General features: G+C 67.8%; 16 protein-coding genes. 9 read left to right on the top strand and 7 right to left on the bottom strand.

The window, feature by feature from the left end; all coding sequences use genetic code 11:
• Positions 1 to 123 precede the first annotated feature (123 nt).
• The gene (locus tag AC1RNQ_RS10015) at positions 124 to 2,679 is read right to left on the bottom strand and encodes a beta-N-acetylhexosaminidase (RefSeq protein WP_493170941.1); all 2,556 of its coding nucleotides are present in this window, start codon (positions 2,677 to 2,679) and stop codon (positions 124 to 126) included.
• A 135-nt stretch (positions 2,680 to 2,814) separates the two neighbouring features.
• Here AC1RNQ_RS10015 and AC1RNQ_RS10010 point away from each other — a divergent pair, with 135 nt between their 5' ends.
• Both AC1RNQ_RS10010 and AC1RNQ_RS10005 read left to right on the top strand, forming a co-directional pair.
• Entirely contained in the window at positions 2,815 to 3,834 is a 1,020-nt protein-coding gene (locus tag AC1RNQ_RS10010; protein WP_493170940.1) for a glycosyl hydrolase family 18 protein, read from the top strand.
• Positions 3,835 to 3,934: 100 nt separating this feature from the next.
• Positions 3,935 to 4,672, top strand: a complete 738-nt coding sequence (locus AC1RNQ_RS10005; RefSeq protein ID WP_493170938.1) for a GntR family transcriptional regulator — start codon at positions 3,935 to 3,937, stop codon at positions 4,670 to 4,672.
• Here the strand turns inward: AC1RNQ_RS10005 and AC1RNQ_RS10000 are convergent.
• The 4 genes from AC1RNQ_RS10000 to AC1RNQ_RS09985 form a co-directional block, all read right to left on the bottom strand.
• On the bottom strand, positions 4,669 to 6,138 hold the full coding sequence (locus AC1RNQ_RS10000) for a tryptophan halogenase family protein (protein WP_493170935.1): 1,470 nt from the start codon (positions 6,136 to 6,138) through the stop codon (positions 4,669 to 4,671). The two genes, AC1RNQ_RS10005 and AC1RNQ_RS10000, sit on opposite strands and share 4 nt — an antisense overlap.
• Complete coding sequence (locus AC1RNQ_RS09995; protein WP_493170934.1) at positions 6,135 to 7,592, bottom strand: tryptophan 7-halogenase; 1,458 nt, start codon at positions 7,590 to 7,592, stop codon at positions 6,135 to 6,137. Before AC1RNQ_RS09995 ends, AC1RNQ_RS10000 begins: the two co-directional genes overlap by 4 nt.
• Positions 7,589 to 9,097 carry a tryptophan halogenase family protein gene (locus AC1RNQ_RS09990; RefSeq protein WP_493170932.1) on the bottom strand — a complete coding sequence of 503 codons (1,509 nt, stop codon included), beginning with the start codon at positions 9,095 to 9,097 and terminating at the stop codon, positions 7,589 to 7,591. Before AC1RNQ_RS09990 ends, AC1RNQ_RS09995 begins: the two co-directional genes overlap by 4 nt.
• 65 nt (positions 9,098 to 9,162) lie before the next feature.
• Positions 9,163 to 12,333, bottom strand: a complete 3,171-nt coding sequence (locus tag AC1RNQ_RS09985) for a TonB-dependent receptor (RefSeq protein WP_493170930.1) — start codon at positions 12,331 to 12,333, stop codon at positions 9,163 to 9,165.
• A gap of 216 nt (positions 12,334 to 12,549) precedes the next feature.
• On the opposite strand from AC1RNQ_RS09985, the gene AC1RNQ_RS09980 reads away from it, so the two are divergent.
• From AC1RNQ_RS09980 to nagE, 5 genes are all read left to right on the top strand, one after another.
• Positions 12,550 to 13,626 carry an acyltransferase family protein gene (locus tag AC1RNQ_RS09980; RefSeq protein WP_493170928.1) on the top strand — a complete coding sequence of 359 codons (1,077 nt, stop codon included), beginning with the start codon at positions 12,550 to 12,552 and terminating at the stop codon, positions 13,624 to 13,626.
• 101 nt (positions 13,627 to 13,727) lie between these two features.
• Complete coding sequence (locus AC1RNQ_RS09975) at positions 13,728 to 14,765, top strand: SIS domain-containing protein (protein ID WP_493170926.1); 1,038 nt, start codon at positions 13,728 to 13,730, stop codon at positions 14,763 to 14,765.
• A complete protein-coding gene (gene nagA / locus AC1RNQ_RS09970) occupies positions 14,762 to 15,925 on the top strand; it encodes an N-acetylglucosamine-6-phosphate deacetylase (protein ID WP_493170924.1) in 1,164 nt (387 codons plus the stop codon). Before AC1RNQ_RS09975 ends, nagA begins: the two co-directional genes overlap by 4 nt.
• Positions 15,926 to 15,944: 19 nt before the next feature.
• On the top strand, positions 15,945 to 18,434 hold the full coding sequence (gene ptsP, locus AC1RNQ_RS09965) for a phosphoenolpyruvate--protein phosphotransferase (RefSeq protein ID WP_493170923.1): 2,490 nt from the start codon (positions 15,945 to 15,947) through the stop codon (positions 18,432 to 18,434).
• Entirely contained in the window at positions 18,431 to 20,104 is a 1,674-nt protein-coding gene (gene nagE, locus AC1RNQ_RS09960) for an N-acetylglucosamine-specific PTS transporter subunit IIBC (RefSeq protein ID WP_493170922.1), read from the top strand. Before ptsP ends, nagE begins: the two co-directional genes overlap by 4 nt.
• A gap of 76 nt (positions 20,105 to 20,180) precedes the next feature.
• Here the strand turns inward: nagE and AC1RNQ_RS09955 are convergent, their stop codons facing one another.
• On the bottom strand, positions 20,181 to 21,023 hold the full coding sequence (locus tag AC1RNQ_RS09955) for a glycoside hydrolase family 16 protein (protein ID WP_493170920.1): 843 nt from the start codon (positions 21,021 to 21,023) through the stop codon (positions 20,181 to 20,183).
• Between the two features lie 83 nt (positions 21,024 to 21,106).
• Between AC1RNQ_RS09955 and AC1RNQ_RS09950 the strand changes: the two genes are divergently transcribed.
• Both AC1RNQ_RS09950 and AC1RNQ_RS09945 read left to right on the top strand, forming a co-directional pair.
• Positions 21,107 to 21,625 (top strand): hypothetical protein, encoded by a 519-nt coding sequence (locus AC1RNQ_RS09950; RefSeq protein ID WP_493170918.1) that lies wholly within the window; start codon positions 21,107 to 21,109, stop codon positions 21,623 to 21,625.
• Between the two features lie 219 nt (positions 21,626 to 21,844).
• Complete coding sequence (locus AC1RNQ_RS09945) at positions 21,845 to 24,502, top strand: TonB-dependent receptor (protein WP_493170916.1); 2,658 nt, start codon at positions 21,845 to 21,847, stop codon at positions 24,500 to 24,502.
• Positions 24,503 to 24,713: 211 nt separating this feature from the next.
• Here AC1RNQ_RS09945 and AC1RNQ_RS09940 read toward each other — a convergent pair whose 3' ends face one another.
• The gene (locus tag AC1RNQ_RS09940) at positions 24,714 to 25,472 is read right to left on the bottom strand and encodes an AraC family transcriptional regulator (RefSeq protein ID WP_493170914.1); all 759 of its coding nucleotides are present in this window, start codon (positions 25,470 to 25,472) and stop codon (positions 24,714 to 24,716) included.
• Between the last annotated feature and the right edge of the window lie 83 nt (positions 25,473 to 25,555).

The following is a 25,555-nucleotide window of genomic DNA, read 5'->3' as shown; positions in this document are numbered from 1 at the left end:
CTGAGCTTGTCGAAGGGCCGTTCTTCCTGTGAGGCGAAGAAAGAACGGTGCTTCGACAAGCTCAGCACGAACGGAAGATAGGGATGGCCGCGATTTGGCCCGTTCGCTCCAAAGCTTTCGCGCTTACCGCCCCGGTTCGACCCGGACCGTGCGGCTGGCGCGCTTGCCGTCGGCGGAGCGGGTGCGGAGGTCCACCGCGCCGGTCACCGCCACAGGGCCGGCGTAGCGCGTCCAGGCGCCGCCTTCGAGGCGATATTCGATGGCAGTGCCGGGGAATTCGCTGTTCGCCTGAAGCTTGCCGTCCGCGATGCGCGCCCCCGGCGGGGCGACGCGATAGGCGACGCCCATCGCGTCGAGCAGCGGGAATTGCGCCGCGACACGACCCGCGAAACCGGACCAGCCGGCGGCGAGCTTCGCGCCATCGACACGCTTGTCGTTCCATTCGTAGCTGGCGCCGGCCTGATAGGCCGGGGTCCAGGGCGCGGCGCTCCAGCCGCGCTCGGCGAGCGCGAGCAGGCGCGGGAAGAGCATATAGTCGACCTGCGCATCGGTGCGGATCGTCTCGCTCCACAGCTGTCCCTGCACCCCCGCGACGCGGCGGCCGGGTTCGAGCAAGGGCTTGTCCTCGATCGGCTGGCCCTCTGCGCCCGTGTTGCGGATCGTCGCGGCGTTGGCGGGCAGGTTATCGGGCATGAAGCCGAACACCTGATGGACGTCGACCCCGCGCGAGGCCCAGTCGTAGCCTCCTTCCTCCGGATGCGGGGCATAGGGCATGTCGAAATAGCCGAGGTCGGGGATCGACAGCACGGTAAACCAGCCGCGGTTCATCTGGTCGTGCGCTTCGCGGATCGCGCCAGTGTGGAGCACGCCCCAGATATTGGTCTGGACGTCCTTCGGCATGCTGGCGGTCTGGGTGTGGCCCATGCCGTCGCTCCAGCCGCCGGCGCGCAGGCCCTTCGCCGCGAGGCTGGCGGTGACGCGTTCGATGAAGCGCGGGGTGAGTTCGCCCGATTTGCCGCCGTTTTCGGCGATCATCGCGGCGCAGGCGGGGGATTGGACCCAGGCGCCCGCGGTCTCGTCGGCGCCGAGATGGAAGGTCTTGAGCGGCACGCCCGCCTGCCGGTGCATGTCGGCCAGCGCATCGACCACCGTATCGACGAAGCGATAGGTCGCGGGCAGGCAGACGTTGAGCGTGTTGTCGTCGTAATTCTGGATGCTGCGATATTCGGTGGTGTCGGCGGGGTCGATCAGGCGGTAGGCGTCGGCCTCTTCCTTCCTGCCCGCGGCGGCGAGGCGCGCGTGGCGGAGTTCCATCGCCTTGATCGCGGCGCGGCTATGCCCGGGCATGTCGATCGACGGGATGACCTCGATCTGGCGCGCCGCGGCCGCCTGCACGATCGCGACATAGTCGGCGGTGCTGAGATAGCCGTTGACGCCGCTGGTGCCGTCGGGGCCGGCGCCGAGCTGCGGCAGGATGCAGGTTTTTTCCTCGGGATCGTGGCAGCGTTTCGAGCCGATCTCGGCGAGCTCGGGGAGCGCGGGGATCTCGATGCGCCAGCCTTCGTCCTCGGCGAGGTGGAGGTGGAGCTTGTTGAGCTTGTACGCGGCCATCGCCTCGACGAGCTTCAATATCTGGTCGCGGCCGTGGAAGTTGCGGCCGAGGTCGAGGTGGAGGCCGCGATAGGGGTAGAGCGGCGCGTCCTCGACGTGGAGCGGGGTCACCCTGCCCTTTTCGAACGCGGCCTGCTGCGCGAGCGAGCGCAAGGCGTTGCTGGCGCCGGCGGCGTCCTTTGCGGCGATGGTCACGCCCTTGGTCGTGACGTCGAGCGTATAGCCTTCGGGCGCGAGCGACGCGGCGCCGATGCGGATAGTGAGCGGCAGCTTGCCGGTGTCGGCCACGCCCGCCTTGGCCAGCGCGGCGATGGCGGGGGCGAGCGCGGTGCGGTCGGCGCCTTCGACGGTGATTGCGACGCCGGCGGTCAGATCGACGGGCTGGCCTTTGCTCTGCGTGGCTTTCGCGGGGGCGGGCAGGATGACGACGCCACTCGCGGGCGTGGTCGGGCGTGCGGCTTGGAGGTCGTAGGCGCGCTCCGCGGTGAGCCAGCGCGTCTTGTCGGCATCGCTCTTGACCGCGAGCTTCGCCTCGTCGGTCATCGGCGCGACGAAGGGCAGGATTTCGAGCCCGGTGTCGGGGTCGATGACGGGGCGCGTCGCGGCGATGGTGCGCGCCTGCAGGCCATCGGCGGCGAGATAGGCGTTGGGCATGCCGAACGCCTTCGAGAAGTTCGAGCCGACGCCCCAGAGCTTGATCTCGTGTTTGGACCCGGGTTTGAAGGTGACGCCGGGTTTCAGCGTCAATTGCTGGAGGTCGCCGTTGATCAGCTTGTGGTCGAAGATGTCGCTTTCGACCTTGGGCAGCCGGTTGACGAAGTTGAAGTAGAGCGAGAATTGCTTCAGATTCGCGGGGACGGTTTCGGGCACGGTCAGCGTGATCGTCGAGAGGAAGCAGCCGTCGAGTCCCGCTGGGCAGTCGGGGCCGTTGTCAACCATCGTCAAGCGGTAGCCGAGCGTGTCGGCGAAGCGGTCGAGCGAGGCCTGCGCGGGGCTCGCGGCCGCCTGCGCGGGTGCCGCAACCATCAGCGCCGCCGCCATCGCCGTGATGCCAATCGCTTTGGCCACAACCCGCATCGTCATTCTCCCGCTCGACAATTTGTATCTAATTTGTCATGTCATGTGCCGACGGTCAACGCCTTTCCAATCGGCAGCTTTCAGGGGAGAAATTGCAAAATGCTCGGAAACTCGGCCTTTCGGCGCATGGCGGCGGCCTTGATTGGTTTCATATTAGTCCTATCGGCGACCCCAGCCGCGGCGCGGGCGGACAAGCCCGTTGTCGTCGGCTATCTCGCGGCGTTCAAGGGGCTCGAGCTGTCGATCGATCGCACCGACCTCAGCGCCTACACGCATTACAACCTGTCCTTCGCCAATCCCGATGCCGAGGGGGCGTTCGTCCGCGATGGCGTGATGACGTGCATGGGCGACGCCGGCGGCGCGAACATGACCGTCGAGGCGGTGCAGAAAGCGATCACGCGGCTGCAGGCGGCGGGGGGCAAGGTTCTACTATCGACCGCGGGCGGGGTGATCCCGGGATGTTCGGGCGACTGGGCGGCGCTGCTGACGCCCGAACGGCGCGGCGCGACGGTGGCGGCGCTCGTCGAACTGGCCGAGACGCTGGGGCTCGACGGAATCGATATCGATATCGAGGGCGGGCTGCTCACGCAGATCGACAAGGCGGGCGATTATGTGCCCTTCATCGCGGCGCTGTCGAAGGAGCTGAAGGCACGCGGCAAGCTGCTGACCTGCGCCACCGCCTCCTATGAGGGCGGGATGATCCCGGTCGGGTCGATCCCTTATTTCGACCTCGTCAATGTGATGTCCTACGACGCGATCGGGCCGAGTTGGGGGCAGGCGGGTGACGAGCATTCGACGCTGGCGATGGCGGAGCGCGACCTGGCGCTGTGGCTGAAGCGTGGGGTGGCGCGCGAGCGGCTGGTGCTGGGGGTGCCCTTCTACGGCTATGGCTTCGGCGGCGAGACCGCCAATTGGTCCTATCGCGACCTGGTCGCGGCGCGCGGGGTGGATGCTACCAAAGCCGACGTGCTCGGCGACCGCCGTGCCGGGGGCCGCTATATCACCCATAACAGCCCCGCGACGATCGAGGCCAAGGCGCGGCTCGCGGCGGAAAAGGCGGGCGGCGTGATGGTGTGGGAATTGTCGCAGGACAGCCCGGACCATGCGCTGACCAAGGCGATCCAGAGGGGCATTTCGCGCGAATAGATCGCAACAAGGTTGACGCGAGCATACCAATGCAACACATGGGGACGAAGCGCTGGTCCTATCGGGCGGCGCAATGGACCAACCGGGTGGAGCATCGTCCTTGTCGCTGATCGAACATGTGGGCCCGCTCCAGAAGGAGGATCCGACCCCGCTCTACCTGCAGCTGCAGAAGATCCTGCGCGACGCGATCGAGGGGCAGGTCGTCAAGGCCGACGAGGCGATCCCGACCGAGCGCGACCTGGCCGAGGAGTTCGACGTGTCGCGCATCACGGTGCGCAAAGCGATCGACGGGCTGGTCGGCGACGGGCTGGTCGCGCGGCGGCGCGGCGCGGGGACCTTCGTGACGCGGCCGCGCGTCGAGAAGAGCTTTTCGAAGCTGACTTCGTTTTCGGAGGACATGATCTCGCGCGGGCGGCGGCCGTACAGCAAATGGGTGAGCAAGACCGCGGGCGCGGTGACCCCCGAGGAGGCGCTGTCGCTCGGGCTGTCGCCGGGCTCGCTCGTCTATCGTTTCCACCGCATCCGCTATGCCGACGACACGTCGATGGCGCTCGAATATGCGACGATCCCGGCTTACTGCCTGCCGTCGGTCGAGGCGGTGGGCAATTCGCTCTATGAGGCGCTCGAGGCGGCGGGGCATCTGCCGGTGCGCGCGCTGCAGCGGCTGCGCGCGATCGCCTTTTCGCCCGAGCAGGCCGAGGTGCTGGGGATCGAGCCGGGGATGCCGGGGCTGTTCATCGAGCGGCGCGGCTTTTTGTCGGACGGGCGGACGGCCGAATATACGCAGAGCTATTATCGCGGCGATGCCTATGACGTCGTCGCCGAATTGAACGGCTAGGCCAGACTCTTCAGAAATTCGGCGTGCGGGGGCAGGTCGGCGAGCTGCTCGGCGACGCGGCTGCGCAGAATCGCGAGGCGCTTGGCGAGTTCGTCGGCGGGGAGCGTGTCGGCGATCGGGTGGTGGCTTGAAGGGCGAACCCCCTGCCCTGTCAGGACCGCGTACCAGTTGGTGGGGCCGAAGAGGTCGCCGGGCTCGAACAATATGTTGCCGGTGGCGCGGAACGCCGCGATGCGCTCGGCGAGGCTGTCGGGGAGGCCCGCGGCGGCGACGTCGCGCCAGAAGGGCGTGTCGTCGCGGTTGGCGGTGGCGTAGTGGGCGATGACGAAGTCGCGGATCGTGGCATATTCGTGGAGCGCGTCGCGGTTGAAGTGCGCCACTACGTTCGGGTCGATGCCGTCGCGCGGGAGCAGCGACAGCAGGCGGATGATCGTCGTCTGGATGAGGTGGATCGAGGTCGATTCGAGCGGCTCAAGGAAGCCGCCGGCGAGGCCGATCGCGACGCAGTTGCGGTTCCAGATCGCCTTGCGGTGGCCGGCGACGAAGCGGAGGCGGTTGGCGTCGGCGAGCGGCTCGCCGGGGAGGCGCGACCGCAGCAGGCTTTCAGCCTCGTCGTGGGCAAGGTGCGCGCTCGAATAGACATAGCCGTTGCCGTCGCGGTGCTGGAGCGGGATGCGCCACTGCCATCCCGCCTCGCGTGCGGTCGAGACGGTGAAGGGCATCGGGTCGCCCTCGCGCGCGCAGGGCATCGCGACCGCGCTGTCGCAGGGGAGCCAGTGCTGCCACGAGGTGTAGCCCGTCTGGAGCGCGCCCTCGATGAGGAGGCCGCGGAAGCCCGAGCAGTCGATGAAGAAGTCGCCTTCGACCTGGCGGCCGTCGTCGAGGGTGAGCGATGCGATGTGACCGTCCTCGGCGCGGAGATGGACGTCGGCGACCTTGCCCTCGATGCGCGTGACGCCCTTCGCCTCGGCGTAGGCGCGGAGATATTGGGCGTAGCCCGCGGCGTCGAACTGGACCGCGTGGTGGACCGGGCCATGGCGCGTCGCGGGGGCGAAGCGGCCGGCGCGCGCGGCCATGGTCTCGAGGTTGTAGGGGCCGTGGTCCGCGTCGCCGCCCTCGGCCAGATGGCGGAGCCAATGGTGGTGGAAATGGATGCCCGCCATCTCGATCCCGAGATAGCCGAAGGGGTGGAAATAGCTGTTCCCGAGCCCGCCCCAGTCGTGGAACTGGATGCCGAGCTTGATCGTGCCGTGCGTCGCGCGGAGGAAGTCGGCGGTGTCGATGCGCAGAAAGCGGTTGAATTCGTGGATCGGCGGCACGGTCGCCTCGCCGACCCCCACGATGCCGATCGCCTCGCTTTCGACGAGGGTGATGGCGTGCGTCTGCGGAGCGAGCGCGCGGCCGAAGGCGGCGGCGGTCATCCAGCCCGCGCTGCCGCCGCCGACGATGACGATGCGGCGCATCATGCGCGCAGCCGCCCGAGCGCGTCGGCGTGGCGCTCCATCGCGCGGACGTCGGTCGCGACCGCGCGGAGCTGGCGCTGGAATTCGGCCATCAGCGCCTGATCCTCGACGCGCAGCGCCTGCGGATCGAAACCGCGCGGGACGATGCCGTGGCCGGTCATCACGAGCGCCCAGCCGTCCTCGACATGCGCCTCGTGGTTGAAATGCGCGAACATGCCGCGCGCGGCGAAAAGCTCGATCTTGGCAGCGAGTTCGGGCGAGATGGGCGCGGCGCGGGCGTCGGTCCAGAAGGGCTCGGTTCGAGTGTTCAGGCGGAAATGCTGCGCGGTGAAGTCGCGCACGCGGCTCCAGGTGCCGCCGATTTCCTCATTGTAGATATCGGCCTCGGGCATCGCGGCGGCGCCCAGCGGCCAGAGCAGCACGAGCTGGGCGATCGAGAGCTGGAGCAGCAGCAGTTCGGCGCCGTCGAGCGGCGGCGCGCTGCCCGCGGCGCGGCCGAGCGCGACGGTATTGCCGATCCAGAAGCGTGCGCGCGTGGCCGCGGCGACGGGTTCGAGTACGGCTTCGAGCTTCTGTCCGGTGAGCGCGGCAAGCATCGCGGGGGCATCGGCATCGGCGAGGTGGCGGCTGTCGTAGTGGAATTCGAGCGCGGTGCGGTCGGCGAGCGGGACGAGGGTGAGCCAGCCCGCGGCGTGTGCGGCGACGCGGCTGTAGAGCGGCAGCGGACCGAAGGGCGGCGCCGAGGCGCGCAGCAGCCGGTCGCACCAAGGGCGGCCGGGGGTTGCGGCGGCGGGATCGAGCGCGTCGATGAGCACGCCGTCGGTGTCGACGAAGAGATCGGCGGACAGCGTTTCGCCGTCAATATCGAGCGCGACGATGCGGCCGTTCGCGACTTGCGGGGTCGCCTTCGCTGCGGCGAGGATCCGCACCCCTTCCCTTGCGCAGCCCGCGCGGAGCAGCGCGGCGTAACCCGCCGCGTCGAGATGCCAGCCCGCCTTGACCGCCTGCCGCGTCGCGGGCTTGTCGGGCGCGCCGGTGCGGCCTTCCTTGGCGGCGGCGGCGGCGAGGCTGAAATCCTCGAGCGCGACGCGCAGTCCGGCGGCGCGCGCGCGGCTCCAGTGCTGGACGAAGGGCAGGTCGGCAAAGGCGCTGCCCGCATCGCCATAGGCATAGATGAAGGCGCTATCGCCGCCCGACCAGCCCGCGAATTGTTGGCCCATATTGAGCGTCGCGGCGGCGCTAACCGTCAACGCGTTATCGTCGAGGCCGAGCAGGCGGTGGAAGGTCGCGAGGTCGGGCGGCGCGACGAGCGCGCTGTGCGGCGCGGGGGCTTCGCCGGTGTCGGCCCAGACGACTTCGACGCCGAGGCGGGCGTAGGCGCGGGCGATCGCGAGCGCGGCCATCGGCGCGGCGACGCCGCCGCCGTGGACGACGACGCGCTGCACCACCCCGCTCATGGCGCGGGCGCCGGGCAATAATGCGCGACGAAATCGGCGTGGAGCGGCGCCGAGGCCGCGCTGCGCGCGATGGTGGCGTGGAGCCCCGCGAGCCGCTCGACGAGCTGGTCGTCGGGGAGCATATCGGCGAGGCGGTCGGCGGCTTCGGGGACGACCCCCTGCCCCACGAACACCGCCTGCCAGCTCGGTGGGCCGAACAGGCCGTCGCGGTACGCCTGGACGTAGGAACGGTGGCGGAAGCGGTCGATCTTGCCCGCGAGCGTGTCGGGGACGTCCATCGTCGTGACGCGCTCCCACAAAGGCGCGTCGGCGTCGTTGGCGATATAATGGAGGATCAGGAAGTCGCGGATGCGGTCATATTCGACGTCCATCACGCGGTTGAATTCGGCGGGCAACGCGGGGTCGATGTCGGAGCCGGGGGGCAGCAAGGTGAGCATATGCATGATCGCCATCTGGACGAGATAGATGCTCGTCGATTCGAGCGGCTCGAGGAAACCGCCCGCGAGCCCCATGCCGACGACATTGTGCGCCCAGGCCTTTTCGCGCTTGCCCGCCTTGAAGCGCAGCACGCGCGGCTCGGCGAGCGCCTCGCCGTCGAGATTGGCGAGCAATGTGGCGGCCGCCTCGTCGTCGGAGATGTCGGCGCTCGAATAGACATAGCCGTTGCCGGTGCGATGCTGGAGCGGGATGCGCCATTGCCAGCCCGCGGGGCGGCGCGTCGAGCGGGTGTAGGGGGTGAAGTCGGGCGAGCGCACCGAGGGCACCGCCTGCGCGCTGTCGCACGGGAGCCAGCGCGACCAGTCCTCGAGTTCGACGCCGAGCGTGCCCCCGAGCAGCAGCGAGCGGAAACCCGAGCAGTCGACGAACATGTCGCCCGCGACCCGCGTGCCCGAGGCGAGCGTCACCGCGGCGACCTTGCCCGATCGGCCGTCGCGCTCCACGTCGACGATGCGCCCCTCGACGCGCTCGATCCCGCGCGCCTCGGCCCAGCGGCGGAGGTAGCGCGCGTAGAGGAAAGCATCGAGGTGGTAGGCGTAGGCGAAGGCGTTACGGACGTCGTTCGGATCGCCATTGGGCAGCATGAAGCGGTTCTGCAGCGCCGCGACGATCGGGAAACAATAGTCGAAGAGCGGCGCAGCCTGTCCGGCGTTGTGCACGCGCACCCAGTAGCTGAAGAAGTCGGCCTCGCCGATCGGGCGGCCGAAGGTGCCGAAGGGGTGGACATAGCGATCGCCCTGCCGCCCCCAGTTGACGAATTCGATGCCGAGCTTGAAGCTCGCCTGCGTCGCCTGCATGAATTCGACCTCGTCGAGGCCGAGGAAGTCGTTGAAATCCTTCATCTGCGGCAGCGTCGCTTCGCCGACGCCGACGGTGCCGATTTCCTCGGATTCGATCAGCCGCACGCGGTACAGCGCCGGGTCGAGCTTGGCCGCGCAGGCGGCGGCGCACATCCAGCCGGCGGTCCCGCCGCCGACGATGATCAGGTTGAAGGGCTCTCCGTCCATCGCCTCACACTAACGTCGCACGAGACCGGCGCCACCCCGAAGAGTGGCGCCGGTTCCCCCGTTTTTTAGAAGGTCAGGCGCGCGCCGATCTGGTAGCGGCGGTCGTTCTTGAACCAGGCGTTGCGCTTGAGCGGCCCGGTCGAGTCGACCTGCTGGAACAGCACGGTGTCGGTGCCGAGCAGGTTGGTCGCCTCGAGCACGAACTCGACATTCTTCGTCGCGCGGAGGCGGAAGGAGGCGTCGAGATAGCCCGTGCTCTTCTGCCAGATCGGGAAACCGACGCAGCAGTCGATCGCGGTGACGAGATATTTGGAGCGCCAGTTATAGGCGACGCGCGCCGAAACGGGGCCCCTTTCGTACATGCCGACGAGGTTGTAGCTGTGCTTCGACACCCCCTCGAGCGCGTTCGCCTGCACGGTCGAGGTATCGTAGCTGATCCCCCCGCCCGCGGTGCCGGCGCCGGTCTCGTTGGTCAGGTTGACCGTCTCGATCCCGTTGTTCTTCACATAGGTGTAGTTGGCCTGGATCCCGAAGCCGTCGAGCGGCGACGGCAGGAAGTCGAAGAAGGTCTGGAACTGGAACTCGGCGCCATAGATGGTCGCGCCTTCGCCGTTGACCGGCCGATTGACGCGCACTTCCTCGGTCACCCCATTGTTGGTGACGTCGAGGTTGAACACCCCGGCCTGGATATAATCGTAGAATTTCTTGTAGAAGCCGGTCGCGGTGAAGCTGCTCGACCGGCCGAAATAATATTCCATCGTCAGGTCGAACTGGTCGGCGGTGATCGGTTTCAGCCCCGGATTGCCCGATTGGCCGGTATATTGCCAGTCATAGGCGATCGCCTCGCCCGCCGCGTTGCGCGTGACGCGCGTGTCCGAGCGGTCGTTGAGGTTCGGCGTGAGCCGGTTCACGGTCAGGAAGTTGCGCAGGAGGCCAAAGTCGGGCCGCGACATCGCGCGCGAATAGGCGAAGCGCGACACCAGCTTGTCGGTCAGGTCGAATTTGATGTTGAAGCTGGGCAGCGCGTGGAAATGATTGACCTTGGTCACGTCGCCCACCGTGGCGCCGTTGCCGAAGGCGATTTCCTTCTGCGTCACGACGCAACCCGACGAGGCGAGCGGCAGGCCGGTGCCGGGGTCGGTGCCGCGCTCGCAGATCAGCCCGGTGGGGGTGAACGGCACGGGCAGCGTCGTCGCCCCCTCGGTGTCGTCGCGCGTCCAGATCAGGCGGACGCCGACATTGCCCGAAATCGGCACCCCGCCGATCGCCAGATCGTCGCCGCCGAACTTGGCCATCGCATAGGCCGACACAGTACGCTCGCTGACGCGGTGGACCTCGCTCGGGAAATAGCAGCCATAGGCCTTTTCGATCGTCTCGGCCCCGCGATAGCCCGCGCCCGAGCAGACCGGGAAATAGTCGCCGACGCCGATCGTGGGCCGGCCGAGCGTCGCCGCGAGCGATTCGCGGTTGGCGAGCAGGTCCATGTTGAAGAAGGCGAAGGCGTGGTGGTCGATCTGGTTGCCGGCGAAGAAATCGCCGCCGAAGCTGTGGATGCCGTTACTGCCCGGCGCGTAGACGGGGCGGTCGATGTTGAAATAGGGCGCCTGGGTGAAGGTCCAGGTGTTCGAGATATTCGCCCAATTATAGGCGCCCCAGCGCACCGTCTGGTCGCGGTCCGAATAGCGCGCGCCGACCTTGATCGCGTCGAGCCAGCCCGAATCGACGTCATATTCGACGTCGGCGCGCAATGCGACTTCCTTGCCGTCGCTGTCCTCGGTGTGGTCGGTGACCGCATAATAGAAATAATTGTTCGGATTGGTCAGCCCGCCACCCGCGAGGTTGATATTGTCGGCGGTCGTCGGCTGGAATTCGAGCCGCGGATATTTGCCGGTCAGGTCGACATAGGTGTTCGCGAAGCTGCGCGCGGTGACCGAGGCGTTGTAGTTGTTGACGCTGGCGTCGACATATTGCCCGTCGAGCGTGACGCGCACCTGCTCCGAGACGTCCCAGCGGAACTTGAGCCCGAAATCCTGGGTGATCTGCTTGTTCTTGAGCGCGTTGGCGGCGGTATCGACCTGCGGCGCGCGCTGCGAATTGGTGCAGCCTTCCCAAGCATAGCAGCGGTTGAAGAAGGCCTCGCCATCCTCGTTCACGCCGAGGCCGAGATTGTCGTTGCCTTCGCCCACGTAAGGACGCGGTGCCGACCACCAGCCCGAGAGGAAATTGCCCTCGTCGTCGAAGGCGAAGGGCGCGGTGCCCTGTAGCGGGTTCACCAGCGTCGGGTCGGTGACGAGATAGTCGCTGGGCTGGCCATAGATGCTGAACGCGCTGGAATAGACGGCATATTCGCGCCAGCTGTTGTTGTACTGCGACCGGTTGTACTGGCCGGTCAGCTCCATGTCGCCGTCGAGCGAGCGCCACTGGAACGCCGCGGCGACGCCATAGCGTTTGCGGTCATATTCGTTGTCGCGCATGTAGATGCCGCTGGGGATATATTGCTTGCCCGGGCCGAAGACGCCGTCGAAGATCGCCATGCGGTCGAACTGGATGCCCTGGCTCGCGGTCTTCGAATGCGCATAGGCGCCGTTGAGCATCAGGCCGATCTCGCCGATCCCGGTCTCCCAGCGGTCCGAGACGATGCCCGAGATTTCGGGCGTCGATTTCTTCGCGATGTCGCCATAGGTGTTCTTGATCGAGATCGAGATCAGGCGGCCGTCCTGGTCGAAGGGCACGCGGGTGCGCAGGTTCACGGTGCCCGCGATGCCGCCCTCGATCATGTCGGCGGTCTGGTTCTTGTAGGTGTCGATGCCGCCCAGCAGTTCGGGCGAGATGTCCTGCCACGACAGGCCGCGCGACGAGTTGGCGCTGAAGGTGTCGCGGCCGTTGAATTCGGAACGGACCTGGCTGAGGCCGCGGACGATGACGCCCGAGGGCTCGGCCGAGAAGTGCGCGGTATCGTCGGTGCCCGCGAAGCGGTTGACCGTGATGCCGGGGACGCGCTGCAGCGCTTCGGCGACCGACTTGTCGGGGAAGGAGCCGATGTCTTCCGCCGTGATCGAATCGACGACGGTGTCGGCGTTGCGCTTGCGGTTCTGGGCCGATTCGAGGTTGGCGCGGATGCCGGTGACGACGATGTCGGTCTCATTCTCGTCGGTCGAATCGGCGGGTGTTTCCTGCGCCGCGGCGGGCAAGGTGATCGCGCCCGCGAGCGCGGCGACGCAGATACCCTGCAGCAATTTGCTGCGATTTCCGGCGGTTCTTGCAGCCCCATCAACCATATTATTATCCCCCACTCGGTCCGTCGCGATTGCTTCCCTACAATCTTTATAAGACCAATTGCGTCATTGGACTATTACCAATAGACTACAAATCCGACGCGCTGTCCATTGCAAAAATATGGCAGTGCGCGGAAAACCGCCGCGGGGGTGCGGCCAAACCGGGGAGGATGCGCGATGCGCCTGATTTCGCTCGACGTGTTGCGCGGGCTGACCGTGGCGGGGATGATCCTCGTCAATTCGGCAGCCGGCATGAAATATGGCGCCGAGGCCGATGTCGCGCCGATCCTGCTGCACGTGAGATGGGACGGGCTGACGCTCGCCGACCTGGTTTTCCCCGGATTCCTGACGATGGTGGGGATCGCCATCCCCTTTTCGCTGCGCGCCGGCGGCGACCCGCAGACGGGGCGGATCGTGGCGCGCGCGGGGCGGCTGCTGCTGCTCGGCTTCCTCCTGAGCAACCTCTACTGGTTCCAGAGCTTTGCGTCGGGCGAATGGCGATTGTTCGGGGTCTTGCAGCGAATCGGGCTGGTCTATGCCGCCTGCGCGCTGCTGTTCCTCGGCACCGGGCCGAAGCTGCGAATCGGGCTGATCGTGGCGATTCTCGCGCTCTATTGGCCGCTCGCGCTGCTACCCTCGCTCGACGGGCTCGCGACCGACATCTGGGTGCGCGGGCATAATTTCGTCGCTTCGGTCGACCGGTTGTTGCTCGGCACGCACCTCTATGTACAGGGCCCCGAGGGCTATGATCCCGAGGGGATATTGGGCACGTTGCCGGCGATCGCGCAGGGGCTGATCGGGGTCGCGATCGGCGAGCTCTTGATCCGCCGCGAGGGCGCCGCGACAAGGCAATTGGCGATGGCGGGCGCGGCGATGCTGGCGGTCGGCGGGCTATGGTCGCTCGCCTTTCCGATCGTCAAGGATATCTGGTCGAGCAGCTTCGTGCTGATCACCAGCGGCGTCACCGCACTGGCGCTCGCGGCGCTCCACCATCTGCTCGACCGCGAGGGGCGCAAACCGGGGATCGCCGCGACCGTAATGCTGGCGTTCGGCGCCAATGCGATCGCGGCCTACACACTGCACCAAATCACCGCGGGCATGGTCACCTGGGACCTGTTCCTCGCGCCCTTTCGCGCGACGCGGGGCACGCTGGGCGATCCGGTCGCATCGCTGATCCCGGTGCTTTTCTACATGATCTTCATCTGGGCCGCGATGGAATGGCTGCGCCGCAAGCGCTGGTTCGTCAAAATCTGACCCGGAGCGAAGATACCTCTTGATGAGACATATATAACCTATATAGTACCAATAATAGGGCACGACCGAGAGGCCCGTCCGATTACGGAGTCGAACGAGAGATGTCGCGGCATAGCGCAATGAAGGTTCCCGAGACGCTGATGGAGGCCGAGGCCGGCGAAGCCGCCGCCGCGGTCGCGACGATGCTGGCCGCCAATGCCGGGGCCTTCGCCGCTATCGGCGCGCGGCTGCGCGCCTCGCCGCCCGCCGCGGTCGTCACCTGCGCGCGCGGATCGTCGGACCATGCGGCGACCTATGCCAAATATCTGATCGAGACGATGACGGGCACGCCGACGGCGTCGGCGGCGCTGTCGGTCGCCTCGCTCTACGACGCGCCGACGCTGGCCGGCGAGCGGCTGTGTCTCGCGATCTCGCAGTCGGGCAAGAGCCCCGACCTGCTGGCGGCGGTCGAGGCGCAGAAGAAAGCCGGCGCCTATGTCGTCACGCTGCTCAACGCCGAGGATGCGCCGCTGTGCGCACTCGCCGACGTGGTGATCGCGCTGAAGGCGAGCCCCGAGCGGTCGGTCGCCGCGACCAAATCCTACATCAGTTCGCTCGCCGCCATCGCGGCGCTCGTCGCCGCCTGGGCCGAGGATGAGGCGCTGGGCGAAGCGCTGACCGCCCTGCCCGGGCAGCTCGCCGACGCCTTCGCGCTCGACTGGTCGGCAGCGATCCCCGCCTTTGCCGAGGCGCAGAACCTGTTCGTGCTCGGGCGCGGCTATGGCTATGGCGTCGCGCAGGAAGCGGCGCTGAAGTTCAAGGAAACCTCGTCGCTCCACGCCGAAAGCTTCAGCGCCGCCGAGGTGCGCCACGGGCCGATGGCGATCGTCGGCGATGCCTTTCACGTCCTGGCCTTCGGCGGCAGCGACCGTGCGGCGGAGAGTGTGCGCGAGGCGGCGGCCGAGTTTCGCGGACGCGGCGCGACAGTGCTGCTCGCCGACCCGGCAGGCGGCGACCTGCCCGCGCTCGCCGCGCATCCGGCGATCGAGCCAATCCTGCTGATCCAGAGCTTTTACCGCATGGCGAGCGGGCTGGCGATCGCGCGGGGCCGCAACCCCGACTCGCCCCCGCACCTCAACAAGGTTACCGAGACGATATGATGTTTCGCTTTCACAACGGCCGGGTCGCACTGCCGGGCGGCGTCGTCGGCGCGGCGGACATCGCCATCGCCGATGGCGCCGTCGCCGCCGTGAAGACCGAGGAAACCGGTGGCGCCGATCGCGTGATCGATCTGGAGGGCGGCTGGCTGCTGCCCGGCTTCGTCGATACGCAGGTCAACGGCGGCGGCGGAATCCTGTTCAACGACCATGTCGACGTCGAATCGATCGCGGCGATCGGCGAGGCGCATGCGCGCTTCGGCACCACCGCCTTCCTCCCGACCTTGATCAGCGACACCGCCGAGCAGATCGCGTCGGCGCTGGCGGCGGTCGATGCCGCGATCGAGGCGGGGGTGCCCGGGGTCGTCGGCATCCATATCGAGGGGCCGTTCATCAACGAGGTGAAGCGCGGCATCCACGAGGCGCACCGTATCCGCAAGCTCGACGATGCGATGCTGACGCTGCTCACCGCGCCGCGCCGCGGCAAGGTGATGCTGACGCTGGCGCCAGAGCTGTGCGACGCCGAGGATATCGCCACGCTGGTGCGGCATGGCGTGATCGTCAGCGCGGGGCACAGCGACGCGACCTATGACGAGGCGCAGCGCGCGATCGCCGCGGGGCTGTCGGGTTTCACCCATTTGTTCAACGCGATGTCGCCGCTGCACCATCGGGGTCCCGGCGCGGTCGGCGCGGCGTTCGATTCGGACTGTTATTGCGGGCTGATCGTCGACGACGTTCACCTGCACCCCGCGGTCGTGCGGCTGGCGGTGAAGGCCAAGGGGCTGGAGCGCATCATGCTGGTCACCGACGCGATGCCGAGCGTCGGCACCGACGACAGCGAGTTCACGCTGCAGGGCAAGCGCATCGCGGTGAAGGACGGCGTCTGCATCTTCGAGGACGGCACGCTGGCGGGCACGCATCTCGACATGGCATCGGCGCTGCGCAAGACGGTCGAAGTCACCGGTCTTCCGGTCGAGAAGGCTGCCGTGATGGCAAGCGCGACACCCGCGGCCTTCCTGGCGCTGTCGGAGAGCCATGGCGCGATCGCACCGGGGTGCCGCGCCGATTTCGTATGGCTCGACAGCGCGCTCGCGCCGCGCGAGACATGGATCGGTGGCAGTGCCGTCGCGGACGCACCGCCTTTCGTCCAGGCCGCTCAATAATATAAGAGGATATTAGCCGATGAGCCTGATCATCACCTCGCCGCTCAGGGGTTGGGCGTCGGCGCTCGATCAGGTTCCCGATCCGGTGTTTGCGCAGCGGATGATGGGCGACGGCGTCGCGATCGAGCCGCTGGGCGACACCGTCGTCGCGCCGTGCGACGGCGAGGTGACGACGCTCCACGATTCGGGCCACGCGGTCGCGCTGCGCAGCCCCGAGGGCGCCGAACTGCTGATCCATATCGGGCTCGACACCGTGACGCTGAAGGGCAAGGGGTTCGAGCCGTTGGTCAAGGCGGGCGACCGGGTGGCGCGCGGCGATCCGCTGATCCGTTTCGACATGGACGCCATTGCCCTCGCCGCGCCGAGCCTGATCACGCCGGTGATCGTCACCAACGCCGAGGCCTTCACGATCGTGAAGCGCACGATCGATTGCGCGGTCGGCGCGTGCGAGGCGCTGATGGTGCTCGCGCCGGTCGCGGCCGATGCGCGGCGGCGGTCGGACGACGGGACGCTCGTCGAGCAGGCGGTGACGCTGTCGCTGCCGCACGGCATCCATGCGCGCCCGGCGGCGCGGATCGGCGAGGCGGCGCGTGGCTATGAGGCGGACGTCCATTTGCTGCTCGGCGAGAAGCGCGGCGATGCCCGGAGCACCGTCGCGCTGCTCGCGCTCGGGACGCGTTTCGGCGACGAAGTGACGGTGCAGGCGCGCGGCGACGATGCCGAGGCGGCGCTGGCAGCAATCGTGGCGCTGCTGGGTACCGATATGGACGAAGGCGCGCCTGTCGCCCCTGCCCCCGTCGCGGCGCCGGCGGCGGCGCTGGCCGAGGGGCAGATCGGCGGGGTGATCGCCGCGCCGGGGTTGGCGATGGGGCCGGCGGCACGATTGCAGCGCGCCGAGATCGCAGTAGCACGCGAGGGCACGGGCGCGGTCGAGGAGCGCGCCGCGCTGATCGCGGCACGGGCCGAAGTACGTGGCCGGATCGCGGCGCGCGCCGAAAGCGCGGGCGGCAGCGTCGCGGCGGTGATGGCAGCGCATCTGGCCTTGCTCGACGACCCCGAGCTGCTGACAGGCGCCGAGCGGCGCATCGCCGAGGGCGCGAGCGCGGGCTTCGCCTGGCGCGGCGCGGTGCACGACCAGATCGACGCGCTGCGCGCGACGGACAATAGGCATCTGATCGAACGGATCGACGACCTGGTCGATATCGAGCGGCAATTGCTGCTGGTGCTGAGCGGCGCGCCCGCCGAAAGCGCCGCGATCGCGGCGGGATCGATCCTGGTCGCCGACGATTTACTGCCCTCGCAATTGGTGACGCTGGCGGCGAGCGGTCTGGCGGGGGTCGCGCTGGTCCGCGGCGGGCCGACGTCGCACGTCGCGATATTGTGCGCGGGCATGGGATTGCCGGCGCTGGTGGCAATGGGCGAGGCGCTCGACGGCGTGGCGGATGGCGCGATGCTGCTGCTCGATGCCGAGGCGGGGCATGTGACGGTCGATCCGGATGCCGGCGCGGCGGCGGCTTTTGCGGCACGAATCGCGGCGCGCGACGCCCGACGCGCGGCGGCGCGCACGGCGTCGACCGACGCCTGTCATAGCGCCGACGGGACGCGGATCGAGGTCTTCGCCAATATCGGCACCGTCGAAGACGCCGCGCTCGCCGCGGCGCAGGGCGCCGAGGGATCGGGACTTGTGCGCAGCGAATTCCTGTTCCTCGGCCGCGACAGCGCGCCGTCGGAGGCGGAGCAGCTGGCGGCCTATCAGGGGATCGCCGACGCATTCGCGGGCAAGCCGGTGATCGTCCGCCTGCTCGACATCGGCGGCGACAAGCCCGCGGCCTATATCCCCTTCGCGGCCGAGGAAAATCCGGCGCTGGGCCAGCGTGGCATCCGCGTCGGCCTCGCCCATCCCGACCTGCTCGAGACGCAGCTGCGTGCGATCTTGCGGGTGCAGCCCGTGGGCCAGTGCAGGATCATGGTGCCGATGGTCGCGAGCGTCGCCGAACTGGTCGCGGTGCGCGCCATGGTCGAGCAGCTGCGCGGCGAAATGGGGATCGCCGAGGCGGTCGAGGTGGGCGCGATGGTCGAGACGCCCGCGGCGGCGGTGACTGCGGACTTGCTCGCGGCCGAGGCGGACTTCCTGTCGATCGGCACCAACGACCTCACCCAATATGTGCTCGCGATGGATCGTGGCAATCCGGCGGTCGCCGCCGGGGTCGACGCGCTGCACCCCGCAGTGCTGCGGATGATCGGCGAGACGTGCCGGCTCGCAGCGACGCGCGGGACGTGGGTCGGGGTGTGCGGCGGACTGGCGTCCGACCCAGCCGCGCTGCCGATCCTGGTCGGGCTGGGGGTGACCGAGATTTCGGCGGTGCCGGGCTTCGTCGCCGAGGCGAAGGCGATCGTCCGCGGCGTGACGATCGAGGCGGCGCGCGCGCATGCGGCGCGCGCGCTGGCCTGTACATCGGCGGCGGAAGTCCGCGCGTTGGCGCGGCAATTCGAAGGAGTGGCGGCGTGAGGAAGATACTCGAAACGCTGCAGCCGCTGGGCCGCGCGCTGATGCTGCCGATCGCGGTGCTGCCGATCGCGGGCCTGCTGCTGCGCATCGGCCAGCCAGACCTGCTCGACATCGCCTTCATTTCGGCGGCGGGCGGCGCGATCTTCGAAAATCTCGGCATCCTCTTCGCGATCGGGGTCGCGGTGGGCTTCGCGCGCGACGGCAATGGCGCGGCGGCGTTGGCGGGGGTGGTGTGCTACCTCGTGACCACGACGGGGGCGCAGACCTTCCTTGTCGCGCCGCCCGACGTCAGCGCGGGGCTGCCCGAGGCGGCGACGGCGTTGGCGGCAAAGAACTGGGCGCTGACGCAGATCGACAAGCTCGAAGTGCCGATCGGCATCCTGTCGGGGCTGATCGGGGGCAATTTCTACAACCGGTTCGCGACGATCGCGCTGCCCGAATATCTCGCGTTCTTCGGCGGGCGGCGCTTCGTGCCGATCGCGAGCGGGGTCGCGGGGCTGCTGCTCGCGGCGGTGATCGGCTATGGTTACGCGCATATCAGCGGCGCGATCGACGCGGCGAGCCGCACGGTGGTCGAGAGCGGCGGCACCGGCCTGTTCGTCTATGGCGTGCTCAACCGGTTGCTGATCGTCACCGGGCTGCACCATATCATCAACAATGCGGCGTGGTTCGTCGTCGGCGATTTCGCGGGGGCGACGGGCGATTTGCGGCGCTTCTTCGCCGGCGATCCCAACGCCGGCGCCTTCATGTCGGGCTTCTTCCCGGTGATGATGTTCGGCCTGCCCGCCGCGTGCCTCGCCATGTATCACGAGGCGCGGCCCGAGCGGAAAAAGGCGGTGGGCGGCATGCTCTTCAGCCTCGCCTTCACCAGCTTCCTGACCGGGGTGACCGAGCCGATCGAGTTCAGCTTCATGTTCGTCGCGCCGCTGCTTTACGGCATCCACGCGCTGCTGACGGGGGCGTCGATGGCGCTAATGAACGCGCTGGGCGTCAAGCTGGGCTTCGGCTTTTCGGCGGGACTGTTCGACTATGTGCTCAATTTCAGCCTGGCGACGAGGCCGTGGCTGCTGCTGCCGATCGGGGCGGCTTATGCCGGCATCTATTACGGATTGTTCCGCTTCTGCATCCGCCGTTTCAACCTAGCGACCCCGGGGCGCGAGAGGGGCGATGTCGCCGAAGCCGCGACTGCGTCGGCGGGGAGCGCGCGCGGCGAGGCTTTCGTCGCGGCGCTGGGCGGACCGGGCAATCTGTCGAGCGTCGATGCGTGCACGACGCGGCTGCGGCTGATCGTCGCCGACCAGGAAAAGATCGACGAGACGGCGCTGACCGCGCTCGGCGCGCGCGGGATCATCCGGCCGTCGGCCAACGCCGCGCAGGTGGTGCTGGGGCCGGTCGCCGACCTGGTCGCCGAGGAAATCCGCGGCGCGCTGGCGGGCGGCGGGGCTACGGTCGCCGCGGTGGCGGCGCCGGTGGTAGCGGCCGAAGCCGAACTGCCGGCGGCGATCGTCGCGGCGCTGGGCGGGCAAACCAATGTGCGCAGCGTCAAGGCGCTGGGCGGACGCGCGCGCGCCGAGGTCGCCGATCCGGCGCTGGTCGACGAAGCAGCGCTCGCGGCGGCGAGCCGCGGCGTCGCGCGGCCGGGCACCGACGTGCTGCATATCCTGATCTAGGTTCCCGCCTCATCTTCCCAGAGGTCGCGGAAGTGGCGGCGCGGCCCGAAATGGACTGAGGGCCGCGCCGCCACGTTCATTCGGGGGTGGCGGCAGGCGCCGCGCCGCGCACCGCCTGGCGGTAGACGCGGACATGCTCGATCTCGAAGGTCGTCGGGAAGATCGCATCGTCGACTTCGCCGCCCATCTCGCCGCCAACCGCTAGGTTGAGCAGCAGATAATGCGGCCGGTCGAACGGCCATTGCTCGGTGCCCGTGCCGGCGTTGGAGTAGCGGTGATAGGGTTTGCCATCGACCGCGATGCGCAGCTCGCGCGGAGTCCAGAGCAGCTGGTAGTCATGGAAGGCGGTGCAGGCGTCCTCGACGCGCGCCTTGCCGCCGTTGCCGAAGGTCCCGGCGGTCGCGCGGTTATGGATCGTGCCGAAGACGTCGCCGGGAGTCGCGCCGACATGCTCCATGATGTCGATCTCGCCGCCATCGGGCCACGGCGCGGTGGCGCCGAGGGTCCAGATCGCGGGCCAGCTGCCCTTGCCGCACGGCAGCTTGGCGCGGACCTCGATCAGGCCGTAGGTGAATTCGGCCTTGCCCTTGGTGATCAGCCGCGCCGAGCTATAGCCCTGCCCGCCATGGTCGGGGCGGTCGGCGAGCGTCTCCTTTCGCGCGGTGATGATCAGGCGGCCGCCCTCGACGCGGGCGTTTTCGGGGCGGTCGGCGGCGTAATATTGCAGTTCGTTGTTGTACCAGCCGATCTTGTTGGCGTGGGTGTCCCACACCCATTTGGCGGGATCGGGCGGGCCGTCGGTGTCGAATTCGTCGGCCCAGACGAGTTCGTAGCCGCCGCCTGCCCGCTCCTGCGCCTCAGCGGGAACCGCGGCCAACGCGATGACAAGGCCGATGTTGGCGAAAGTGCCACGCAGCATAAGCTTTCCCCTCGACAATTGGTATTAGATTGATATTCTACTTGTACGCATAAGATCATGCGATTGCCAAGGGGAGAATGGCGATGAGGATGCTGCGTGCTGCCCTGTTTTCCACGATGATCGCCCTCGCCGCCATGCCCGCGGCGGCGCAGGAGGCGAGCGCACCGCCGATGCTCAACACGCCGACCGCGGGATGGAATGTCTACGGCCCCGGCCAGACGCACAAGGCGCGCAAGGACGGCGCGGTGCAGGGCGGCAGCGCGATGCGCGTCGCGATCCCTACGAAGCCGGCGAACGCCTGGGACATCGGTGCGTCGGTGCCGATCGACAAGGCGATCGCCAAGGGCGACAGGCTGATCCTCGCCTTCTGGGTGCGCAGCGCCGAGGGCGGCACGCTGGGCGCCGCGATTCAGCAGAACAGCGCGCCCTATGCGCCGATCGTCGCGGGGCGTGTCGACGTGGGGGCCGAATGGAAGCTCGTGCACATCAAGGGCATCGCCGCCGCCGATCAGGCCGCGGGCGCGGCGAATGTCGCGCTGACCTTGGGCGATCAGGCGCGAACGATCGACCTGGGGCCGGCATTCGTGATGAAGGCGGAGTGAGTCCCGCCGGCGGCAGCGCCTCCCGACCGAAACATGCTTAGCCAGCTAATTACCATTCCAATACCAAAATGGGTCAAAACGCCGCCGAAGCGATAGAAAAATGCGGCGAAATGCCCCGCCCAAACTCTCCGCTTGCGGTGAATCGATAGAATTGGTACTTTTAGCATGATACCAATCAAAACCATCAATAAAACCAAAAGAGGGAGAATGACTGTGGCCATGTCCAACAAATTTCTGGCGACCGCGAGCGTGCTCGCGAGCATCGCCTGCACCGCCCCCGCCTTTGCGCAGGAGGCTGCGCCGGCCGAAGGCGAGGAAATCGTCGTCACCGGCTATCGCGGGTCGCTGAGTCAGTCGATCGACGCCAAGCGCGAGCTGTCGGTGATCGCCGACGTGGTCAGCGCCGAGGATATCGGCAAGTTCCCCGACAAGAATGTCGCCGAGGCGCTGCAGCGCGTCCCCGGCGTCGTCGTCAACCGCGAATTCGGCGAGGGCGAGCGCGTGTCGCTGCGCGGCACCGCGCCGAATCTGACCAAGACCCTGCTCAACGGCCACAGCGTGGCGACCGCCGACTGGTTCATCCTCGACCAGGTCGCCTCGACGCGCAGCTTCAACTACCTCACTTTGCCCGCCGAGATCGTCGGCCGGCTCGAGGTCTACAAGAGCCCGCAGGCCGATGTTGAGGAAGGCGGCGTTGGCGGCACGATCAACGTCATCACGCGCAACCCACTCGACCTCGATCCCTTCACGGTGTCGGCATCGGTGCAGGCGGCCTATTCGGACCTGTCGGACAAGCTGGACCCGCAGGTGTCGGGGCTGGTGAGCTGGAAGAACGAAGACGAGACCTTCGGCGTGCTGGTCGGTGCGATCTATCAGAAGCGCCGCACGCGCCGCGACGGCATCGAGCTGTTCGGCTATCGCTCCTTTGCCGTCGGCGGCGGGCAGAATGCGCTGGTGCCGACCTTGATCGGCTCGACGATGTTCGAGCAGGAGCGCGAGCGCTACGGCGCGAATATCGGCATCCAGTTCCGTCCCTCGGACGAGCTCGAAATCAACATCACCGGGCTCTATTCGCGGTTCAACGCCGATAACTTCAACCAGAATTACATCGCCTGGGGCGAGCAGGCGCTGGCCGGCGGCGGCACGATCACCGGCGCGGTTGTCGAGGACGGGGTCGCGGTCGCGGGCAATATCGCCTCGCTCAACGGCGGCACCGCGGGCTTCGGCACGGTGTACGACGCGATCGACCGAAAGGCGGTCGCCAAGACGGTCTCGGCCGATTTCGACCTGACCTGGCGCCCCGCCGACGCGCTGTCGGTGCATTTCAAGGCGGGCTGGACCAAGGCCAATGGCGACACGAGCAACGAGAATTTCATCGAGTTCGCGGGCCCCGGCGCGTTCAGCTACGATTTGCGCAGCGGGCGGCCCGAGGTCCAGTTCACCCGCCCCGATCCGCTCAATCCGCTGGGCATCCGACCCGATTTCGCGCGCATCCAGTCGGTGACCAACGACGATGAGGAGAAATATTTCTACCTCGACCTGGAAAAGGAAGTCGAATGGGGGCCGCTGACCGCGCTCAAGGTCGGGGTCAAATATACCGACCATGACCGCGTCGCCGACCGCTTCGCGACAAACGGCGGGGTCTTCACCCCCGGGCTGCGCTGCAATGGCGCGCCGTGCACCTCGGCCGATTTCGCGACGGGCGGCGGCATGCCGGGCGATTTCCTTGACGGCATCGCCGCGCCGGGGACGCTCACCGATTATTGGCGCGTCGACCCCGCGAAGCTGCGCGCCATCTATGCCGCGCAGACCGCGCCGGGCACCGACCGCTTCCTGGTCCCCGGCAACAGCTATGCGATCAACGAAAAGGCCTATGGCGGCTATGCGCTCGCCAAATTGGGCGGCGAGGGCTGGCGCGGCAATGTCGGGGTGCGCGTGGTGCGCACCGACCAAAGATCGGACGGCTTCATCATCGGCGGCGCCAATCCGCAGTTCACCAACCCGTTCGGCGGCTTCACCCCGTCGACCGCGAAGCGCTCCTACACCGACGTGCTGCCGAGCGCGAACGTTTCGGTCGACCTGTCGGAGCAGGTTGTGTTGCGCTTCGGCGCGGGCAAGACGGTGACGCGGCCGGACTTCGTCGACATCACGCCGGGGATCGACCTCAACGGCACGCTGCTGACCGGGCGCGGCGGCGACCCGAACCTCGATCCCTATCGCGCCAATCAGTACGACCTGTCGCTCGAATGGTATCCCGATCGCGAGACGATCGTCGCGCTCGCGCTCTTCTACAAGGATATCCAGTCGTATATCGTCAACACGACCTCGGTCGAGATATTGCCCGGCGTGTTCGTGCCGGGGTCGCAGCCCGCGGGCTGCGTCGCGGCGGGCGGCGGCAATCCGAACCTGTTCAACTGCCCCTATCAGATCAACCGGCGCAGCAACGGCGCGGGCGGGCGCAACCAGGGCTTCGAAATCCAGGCGTCGCGCCCGATCTGGGGCGGCTTCGGCGTGGCGGCGAATTACACTTATTCGGACGCCAAGGCGAGCAACGGCGACCCGATCCCGGGCAATTCGAAGCATTCGCTGAACCTGACGGGCTATTTCGAAAACGATCTGGTCAGCGCGCGGCTGTCGTATAATTACCGGTCGAAATTCTTCATCGACATCGACCGGGCGGCGCCGCTGAACCAGGCCGCGCTGTCGTCGCTCGACGCGTCGGTGAGCTTCAACCTGACCGACCAGATCGCGCTGACCGCCGACGCGGTGAACCTGACCAACGAGCCGATCGAGCAATATTCGGGCACCCCGGCACGCCCGCGCGCGATTTACGACAATGGCCGGCAATTTTATTTCGGCGTGCGCGCGAAATTCTGATCCGCCCTAGGGTGGTCGCAGGAGGCCCGCCGTGGTCCCGGGAAGCCGGGGTTGCGGCGGGTTTTCTGTTTGGAAGCTGATCCTCCCCCAACGGGGGAGGGGGACCACCCGGAGGGTGGTGGAGGGGTACGTGCAGTCTAGCGCGGCGTATGCCTTCTGTGCCCCTCCACCATGCTTCGCATGGTCCCCCTCCCCGTGCCGGGGAGGATCCTCACGCCTTCAGATACTGGCTCGGCGGGACGCCGAAGGCGCGGCGGAACATCGCGGCGAAGCCGCTGGGGCTGTCGTAGCCGACCTCGTAGGTGACCTGGGTGATCGAGGCGCCCGCGGCGAGCATCGACAGCGCCTCCATCAGCCGCACCTGCTGGCGCCAGACCGCGAGGCCCATGCCGGTTTCCTGCTTGAAGCTGCGCGTGAAGGTGCGGCGGCCCATCGCGGCGAGCCCCGCCCAATCGTCGATGTCGCGCGGGTCCGCCGGGTCCGCGAGGATCGCGTTGCAGACGCGCAGCAGCCGGAGGTCGGCGGGCATCGACACCTGATAGGGGGCGTTGGGCATCAGCTCGATCTCGTCGAGGAGCAGCCCGATGATCCGCCCCTCGCGCCCCGCGACGTCGTAGAGCGGCGGGAAGTCGCACGCCGCGAGGATCAGCGACTTCAAGAGGTTGGAGACTTCGAACACGCGGCAGGCGCGGGCTTCCTCGCCCGGCGCGCTCGGCAGGTAGAGCGTGCGCAGCGACACCGGGCCGCGGCACGCGACCTCGTGCTTCATGCCCGCAGGCAGCCACACCGCGCGTTGCGGCGGGATGACGAAGCTGGTTTCGGGGGTGCGCACCGACATCACGCCGGAAGAAGCGTAGAGGATCTGGACATGCTCGTGGCTGTGCATCGGGTCGACGAAGCCCGCGGGATATTCGTCCTGCAGCGCGATCACGGGGCGATCGAACGAGAGAACGTCGACACTGTGCTTCATGGCCCGATCTCCACAAATATCAGTAAACGCCATGTTACAGGCCTTCGCGGTCACTGAACAGTCACAAGCCGGGCTATGGCCTG

The organism is Sphingopyxis sp. GW821-FHT12F08 (assembly GCF_058806755.1).
This window is presented reverse-complemented; position numbering and strand designations above follow the sequence as displayed.

What these genes read in the sequence shown, in the direction of transcription:
- AC1RNQ_RS09975 (WP_493170926.1), top strand. Translation starts at nt 13,728, where the DNA reads ATGTCGCGGCATAGCGCAATGAAGGTTCCCGAGACGCTGATGGAGGCC.
- AC1RNQ_RS09950 (WP_493170918.1), top strand. Translation starts at nt 21,107, where the DNA reads ATGAGGATGCTGCGTGCTGCCCTGTTTTCCACGATGATCGCCCTCGCC.
- nagA (WP_493170924.1), top strand. Translation starts at nt 14,762, where the DNA reads ATGATGTTTCGCTTTCACAACGGCCGGGTCGCACTGCCGGGCGGCGTC.
- AC1RNQ_RS09980 (WP_493170928.1), top strand. Translation starts at nt 12,550, where the DNA reads ATGCGCCTGATTTCGCTCGACGTGTTGCGCGGGCTGACCGTGGCGGGG.
- AC1RNQ_RS10010 (WP_493170940.1), top strand. Translation starts at nt 2,815, where the DNA reads ATGGCGGCGGCCTTGATTGGTTTCATATTAGTCCTATCGGCGACCCCA.
- AC1RNQ_RS09995 (WP_493170934.1), bottom strand. Translation starts at nt 7,592, where the DNA reads ATGAGCGGGGTGGTGCAGCGCGTCGTCGTCCACGGCGGCGGCGTCGCC.
- AC1RNQ_RS09945 (WP_493170916.1), top strand. Translation starts at nt 21,845, where the DNA reads ATGTCCAACAAATTTCTGGCGACCGCGAGCGTGCTCGCGAGCATCGCC.
- AC1RNQ_RS10000 (WP_493170935.1), bottom strand. Translation starts at nt 6,138, where the DNA reads ATGATGCGCCGCATCGTCATCGTCGGCGGCGGCAGCGCGGGCTGGATG.
- AC1RNQ_RS09940 (WP_493170914.1), bottom strand. Translation starts at nt 25,472, where the DNA reads ATGAAGCACAGTGTCGACGTTCTCTCGTTCGATCGCCCCGTGATCGCG.
- ptsP (WP_493170923.1), top strand. Translation starts at nt 15,945, where the DNA reads ATGAGCCTGATCATCACCTCGCCGCTCAGGGGTTGGGCGTCGGCGCTC.
- AC1RNQ_RS09955 (WP_493170920.1), bottom strand. Translation starts at nt 21,023, where the DNA reads ATGCTGCGTGGCACTTTCGCCAACATCGGCCTTGTCATCGCGTTGGCC.
- AC1RNQ_RS09990 (WP_493170932.1), bottom strand. Translation starts at nt 9,097, where the DNA reads ATGGACGGAGAGCCCTTCAACCTGATCATCGTCGGCGGCGGGACCGCC.